Raw genomic sequence first — 6,850 nt, 5'->3', positions numbered from 1 at the left:
CATTTGTGCAGTAATTGTGCCTCAATAGCTTGTTTTTACTAGAGTTAGCTGTCCTATGTACAATACTGCACGATAAATAGCTATCGCATGGAACTTAATTATTACGCTGTGCTATTTACACCATATGTACCGTTCTGTTATTGTGGATCTAGTCCACATGAAACTTGAGCGAGGAAAATAAAATGGCTTTTGCAAATGGTGATTTAACAATTGTCGAAGCATCTGAACTGAGAGCTATGAGTACGGATGAACACGGCAGATTATTAGAAGATTGTTTAGAGAAAATATCAATAGCGACGTCTAAGGTTGAAAAATTGGGATTAGTTTATATGGCTTGTCCCCATGCTAAAAAGAAAAATATGATATTAGACATACACCAAGATATCGATCAATTGGGCATGTATATCTGCACATTGCAATGACTCCCAGAATATAAAGAAGCCATAAACGAATCTGTGCAACCACATACCAGTACCCATGATGATGAAATAGCAGTTTCGGTTGAGCTAGAACTTGCTTTACTTGCATTAGAGTTAGCTAAAAAAGGTTTGAAAATGCTGCGAAATTAACTCTAAACAAGCGGTTCTGGCTTCAGTTGTGGTAGTTCCTGTTGGTGTTGTTGCTGTCGCCTCACTTACCATACTGGCTTTAAATGTGGCGTTTCCTGATGGGGTATGTAATGATCCTGTAACTTATGTTGACCCCAATGCTGATTACAAAGGTTGGCCACCAACAACTTCAGCAGTACTAGCTTTGGGTGGTCACTAAAAGTTTAACTATTTGTTTTCAGCTTGCTGAACTTTGTAAATGCACCACCAATACCGATCATCAATAATGCGCTAATTAAAAGAAACAGTGAAGATGCTCCAGTATCTGGAAGTGTAGAGTTTGAACCAATTCCATTAACTCTTCCTGTGACCCCACCAGGAATAGTTGGTGTCGGAGTTGAGCCGCCATTCTCCAAACCTCTAGTAGCGCTAACACCGCAAACCGCAACATCTCGCAAGTGACGTACTGTAACGGAAAGGTTGCTTAATGTCAAACCGGCTTGTTCATCTGGTGTGCTAAATGTTGTAGTCATAAAGTATATGTGAGCTTGATTTAATTCCGCTGAAGGTAAATAAGCACTTTCAGTACCATCGAATATAGCGAAATTAAATTGTTGCCAATCATATTGGGTAGTGAGGTTTCCAATCGAGATCAAAGTTTGCCCTCCATTGGGTCCTAAATCTATATCATAAGAAACAGAGAGTTCTACATCTCCAGCACCAAGTAAAGGAGTTTGAGGGGTAAACTTTAATTCGAAAACTCTAAATATTCCCTGAGTTCCTGATTCATTCAAATTTGGGTTTATCGCTAAACCAGTATCACTTAAAACAAGGTTTGGGTCGCCATCAACATTTATAAATGATTCAGTATTGCTTAGTTGTCCCAAATCAGACAAATCTTGAGCGTTGAGATCAACACCTTGAGTATCTAGGTATTCGTCGGAACACGGTACGGAAGCCGGGGCGTTACTAGAATTGCAATTGCCGTTTTCATTATCGTAAATGTAACTTACAGCTAAGTCATGTATATCCCATGTATTAACCTGGGAACCATCATTGTTGTATATTTGCACACTAACAATCAGCTTTAATCCAAATGCAGTTGAACTCGGATTTAAAGAATGCTCCCCAACTAACGATCGTGAACCAGGAGTATTATCGCTAGTATTTCCTTCGAACTGTACATAATCTCCATTAAAACCGATTGCGCGATTTAAATTATTTACAACAATCCAACCGTAATTTGCACTGTTGGTTTGTGCAGTAAGTAGGTCCGCGGAGCCACTTGTGACAGAAATTTTTACGTCAGAACTACAGCTTAAATTTACTTTTGGTAAATCTAGAATTATTGATGTGTACTCAGATGGAGAAAATGATGAAGGTACTGTGGGTATTTGGGTTGTTGCTCCATCTGGGGTCCAGCCGGGTGAAGAGTTTGTTGCGTTTTGTGGATTTGAAGAAGGATTCGCTGGATTGCCAATTAGGTCAGTGGGCGAGTCGCGCATCGGGTGTAACTCCGTAGATTCTTCGTTCGTATAATTCCTGAAAGCGCCAGTCGCATCTACTGATTGGGATGCTGCAAATGCAGAGCCATTGCTAAGTAACATCGCGCCAAAAATCGTTATGACCAAAAATGTTGTGAATTTAGCTCGAATATTATTGAACATTAATATTTTTGCCATTGTGCCTCTAATCGATAAATATCCATAGTTTTTATCGAGAGGTATATTCGAATACTTTAGCTAAAAGTATATAAATGGGTCATTTGGCCTACTCTATAATTTCATAGTAGCTACTATATCGACGTGAATCATGTTCTAGTCTGCTGTTTTTTGAATCTATAAGAGGATGAATTTGAGTATAACTTCTTTCCTTAAGCTACTTTACGATATTTAATGGCTAGTAATAGTCCTATAAATACAAACACAACGCTCGTTGCAATATTTGTTGATGTTGAACTTCCTGTTTCGGCAAGTGTCCCGGAAGCAGAATTCGCCGGTTTCGCACCAGATAATCGTCCGTTCTCGTTAGCTGTATCGTTACTTGTATCGTTGCCAGCGCTTGCTGGTCCAAATCGAATCACATTCTCACCGAGAACTTGAGCGCTGTTATGTACAGAATAATCGACTACAGCATCTGTATCTAGTCGTAATTTTAGAGTAGTTCCAAAAGTCATACCATTGATTTTTACCTGCCATTGATTAGAATTTATTTGTTCGAAAGCAAAGATTGAACCGTTTCCTTCCAAAACTAAATCACTTTGTGTAAACGATGGAGCGTAAATAGTTTTATTAAAGGTAACGGTAAAGCATGCTTCATCAGTACTAACTTCTGCAGCATAACCATTACAGCGATTTATTGTTGCTAGTAGAGGATCGTTCGAAAACGCGAGCGTGATAGCATTATTGTTATCGAGCGTAAATGGGTCTGTAGGGTTACCTCCCTCAACAATTGCGCGAATAAATGCAGAGTCATCTTCACCTTCGGCATCTAGGAGTCCACGAACGACGCTTTGACCTGAAATGTATTCTTGGCTGAGTACAAAATCTATTTGCACTCGTGTTGATGCTCCCGGTAAAAATTCGTAGGAATCACCACTAAAACCACACAATATTACTCGCGCATGATAGGCGGCTAGACCTGGAAACATATCGGTTGAATCATCGTCCATATCGTAACAGGGTGACGTACTGTAGCCATCTCCTGTATCAAGGTCAGTAATATTTATGTATTCAGAACCGTTTGGTACTACGAAAAAAAGCATTAGACCATGTGCGCCAGTAAAAGACAAATTACCTACGTTACTCACAGTAAGTTCGTAAGAAATTGTATCGCCTACATTCTTTTCTCCAGTTGTGAGAAGTCTACTTTCAAGGTTTAGATCAATTGCCTCAATTATAGTGAAATCTTGGTGAACGAAGTTATCTGATGTATCCTCTTCATTTTCTACATCACCTATGAGCGTGCTACTGACGGCATCGAATCTTACTGACATTATTTGATCAATATCACCTGCTATAAAACCTTCGAATTGTATTTGCATGCTTGAACTTGGGTTTAATGAACCAGTCCAAATCAGAGTATTTGCATCTATTGAACCAGTATCAACAGTAACTGCAGTAAGAGTAAAGTTTGTTAAGTCAGCCGAAAATTGTATGGAAGTAATATTTTCTGAACCTTGGTTGACTACGTCAAAGCCACTTTCTGACGTTGATATGAACCGACCATCAGATAACCTAAAGCCAGAGTCAATAAGTGAATTGGCATTTTCTGTTGCTTCGCCCCACATTTTGATATTTGATGAAACCGGCTCTGCAAATGCAGAACCATTGCTAAGTAACATCGCGCCAAAAATCGTTATGACCAAAAATGTTGTGAATTTAGCTCGAATATTATTGAACATTAATATTTTTGCCATTGTACCTCTAATCGATATATATCCATATTTCTTATCGGTAAGCACTAGTGAATTCTATAGTTAAAATAGATAAATAGTGCTTTTGACCTATGCTTAGGTTAACCGAGAGCGATTTGATCTAATTAGATCTGGATCTTAAGTAGGAATATTTTCGATATTAAATTCTTCACCGAATAAATCAGATCCAGAATAAACTAATAGATTGTTGTCAACAGTTTTACAAAGTGTACTCAAACAATCATCGTTACATTAGGCTGGTATTTCAGATCAATTAGTGGAAGTACAAGCACCCTGTTTATGAGACCCTTACTATGGTCATTGACTATAGTCCAGCCGTATCTTGGTGATCCATGTAAAATAGCTGATATTAAATCAACTGTTCAGGTACAGAAATTTGCATATCGTTACTGCAACTCAAATATGCTTTTGACAAGTCAGCAATAATTGACACAAAACTCGAATATTATAGTGTTGCTGTAATAATAGATATTATTAAGCTTAATTTTAATACTTTATAAATTCTCTTGAGCATAATATTATCTTTATTCAGACAATTTTAATATAATTTAATTCGACAGTCTTTTATAATTCTTTTAGGAATTATCAGTAAAATAAGCTATTTGGCTCAAGTGATATATAAAGCATTACTATACGAATTGCGCATTTGTGTATATTTGCGTAATTATGGTGGTTCTGCGAGTATCATCAGGGTAAAACAGCCATGAAATATAAGTCGCGGAAAAGGAAAGCAACATGACATCTACAAGTAGTTCTATGGTTGATCACTATAAGATTCAGATAATTAACTGGGAAAAACCTTTAGTTGAATACCTTAGAGAATTTGATGACTTGTCAGAGAAAATTAGAGCCAAAAGAGCTCATCTCGATTCTAGTGGCGTTGAAAAAGAACGACGACGCTTAGCACTAGAAGAATTGAAAGAAAAAAAAGACATACTATTTAATGAAATAGATACGAGATATACAGCAATGATTGATCTTATTGGCGATATACAAGAAAACCCTAATTACAATTTAACTCGTGCTGAAAAATTTAAGTATTTTGTCATCGATAGTCTTAAAGACCCCAAAATTAAAGCGCAAAATACAACTAGGCGAACAAATCAGTCAGCAGAAAAAGCATTTGCGGAATTTTTAGAAACTAAAAAGCGTAAATTGACAGATGGTAGATTGGTGTTTGAAGATCTATTAACTGGACTAGAACTTAAAATTAGCGATTTAGAAAAAGAGTTTGTAATTGCTGTATCTTCAGTGGAAGCTGTTAATTATCCTGCTCCTGGCCCTGTTTCACCGTTAACCTTTCCTAGTTTCTTTGCGGGTTTGAAACGAACTGAAAATGATTTTGCCCAAATGTCTCTTCCTGAACATATTGTTCGCCTGAATCTTCTTTATCGAGCAGTTGACAATTTTCTTGATATTTTGAATAAAGAGAGTGACCGTAAAAGCAGAAAATTAATAGGTCTGATTGTTCAAAGTGGTATAGATTATACGCATAGTATTATTGAGGATTTAAGCGAATTGTCTCAGTACAAGGGTAATGAAGCTGCAATTAAAGAATTCGATGGTGTGGCAAAGAAATTAATTGATGCGCAGATAAATCTCAATGATATACAAGGACCACATTTTCTATGCGTGTACCCTTTTACCGTTTCCGGCGGATAGTGAAAATCGAATTATTTGTTTCTTCTGCTTGTTTTAAAAGTATCTAACCGAATCATTTGGTACAAATGGTAAATACCTGCTAGAATATATTTACTATAAGTGGCATAAAATCAAGGATGAATTAAATTATGGTAAAAGCTAGATTAATAGATAGATTAAGTACCTTTTTTGGTACTGGCCAAGAAACGGGTTCTGATGGTTCAAAAGTAGACATGTCTCGACGTGGAGTTCTTGGTCTCACAAGTAAACCATTTGCTGGTGTTTTTGCAAGACCTATAACCCCCGCCTCTATAGTCAAAGTTCCTATAAAGCCAGTACCAATAGTTGAAGTTCCGATAGAGCCAGTGGATGTTGTTCCAGTTTTAGTCGAAGAACCAAAAAGTGTGAAAATAAGTCTGCCTGAAGTCGATGGACCTAGATTGCAGTCATCCGTATCTACAAGGGATCTAATTAAAGATGCATTGGTAAAAAGAGCTCAGATATTTCCTGCATCACGAGATGATGGATATATAGATTCTTTACTAAAGATGAAAATGATAACTGAGCTTAATTCTATGGATATGGAAGGACATAAAACATACTTTCACCAATACGTAGACGCAATGTCTGTGACATTAGAAAGATTCACCGAATTTAGAGAATTGATATTCGCAGAAGGACAGCAAGAGAAATTTCAAAAAGCAAGTGATGAAACAGCGAATGCAATTATCGATGGCATTGAACAAGAGTTTGCGTATCTGACGCAAGAAATAGATAGAGCATTTCTCTCATTATCAAAAGTTGCATTATATTTAGGTGCTTTTGATAAATATAATCCTAGAATGCAAGGTGATGATATAAAGGTCAACGAATTCATTAAGGAATTAGCTGAAATTCCAGATAATTTCGCTAAACTCGAGGTTGAATACAAAAAAGATAAAGAAGAATTCGCACGGAAGTTTCAGAACTTATTGGCTAGCCGAAATCCCGTCACTACCCAACCACTAAATCCAGAAACTGGAATTCCGGTTTCATTAAATTCATTATCAGGAATTCCAATTGATCCGACCGACGTAGCTGATACAGGTATAATGTTACTAGATCCAATCATTATTGGAGGCGAATTTTTTAATATAGATGTTAATTCAGCAGCAGCTACTCAGCCTAAAGAAACACATGAGACGATACTTGGTCATTACAGAAATACTATTGAGAAGTGTTTTAA

6 protein-coding genes are annotated in these 6,850 nt (G+C 37.0%); 4 read left to right on the top strand and 2 right to left on the bottom strand.

Translation table 11 applies throughout. The annotated features are described in order from the left end of the window. The first annotated feature begins 182 nt into the window (after positions 1–182). Together KBF89_01495 and KBF89_01490 are read left to right on the top strand one after the other, a co-directional pair. Positions 183–422, top strand: a complete 240-nt coding sequence (locus tag KBF89_01495; protein ID MBP9115004.1) for a hypothetical protein — start codon at positions 183–185, stop codon at positions 420–422. Between the two features lie 175 nt (positions 423–597). Then, positions 598–768, top strand: a complete 171-nt coding sequence (locus KBF89_01490) for a hypothetical protein (GenBank protein ID MBP9115003.1) — start codon at positions 598–600, stop codon at positions 766–768. Between the two features lie 4 nt (positions 769–772). On the opposite strand, the gene KBF89_01485 is transcribed toward KBF89_01490, so the two are convergent. Both KBF89_01485 and KBF89_01480 read right to left on the bottom strand, forming a co-directional pair. Next, positions 773–2,230, bottom strand: a complete 1,458-nt coding sequence (locus tag KBF89_01485; protein MBP9115002.1) for an LPXTG cell wall anchor domain-containing protein — start codon at positions 2,228–2,230, stop codon at positions 773–775. A 191-nt stretch (positions 2,231–2,421) separates the two neighbouring features. Then, on the bottom strand, positions 2,422–4,011 hold the full coding sequence (locus tag KBF89_01480) for a hypothetical protein (GenBank protein ID MBP9115001.1): 1,590 nt from the start codon (positions 4,009–4,011) through the stop codon (positions 2,422–2,424). A 708-nt stretch (positions 4,012–4,719) separates the two neighbouring features. On the opposite strand from KBF89_01480, the gene KBF89_01475 reads away from it, so the two are divergent. Together KBF89_01475 and KBF89_01470 are read left to right on the top strand one after the other, a co-directional pair. Then, positions 4,720–5,646: a hypothetical protein gene (locus tag KBF89_01475; protein MBP9115000.1), complete on the top strand. Its 927-nt coding sequence runs from the start codon at positions 4,720–4,722 to the stop codon at positions 5,644–5,646. A gap of 128 nt (positions 5,647–5,774) precedes the next feature. Further along, the coding region (locus KBF89_01470) for a hypothetical protein (protein MBP9114999.1) at positions 5,775–6,850 on the top strand (1,076 nt) is incomplete at its 3' end.

This window comes from Acidimicrobiia bacterium, assembly GCA_018057765.1.
Lineage (GTDB): Bacteria > Actinomycetota > Acidimicrobiia > IMCC26256 > JAGPDB01 > JAGPDB01.
The sequence above is the reverse complement of the archived record's forward strand: the minus strand, read 5'-3'. Positions and strand labels throughout refer to the sequence as shown.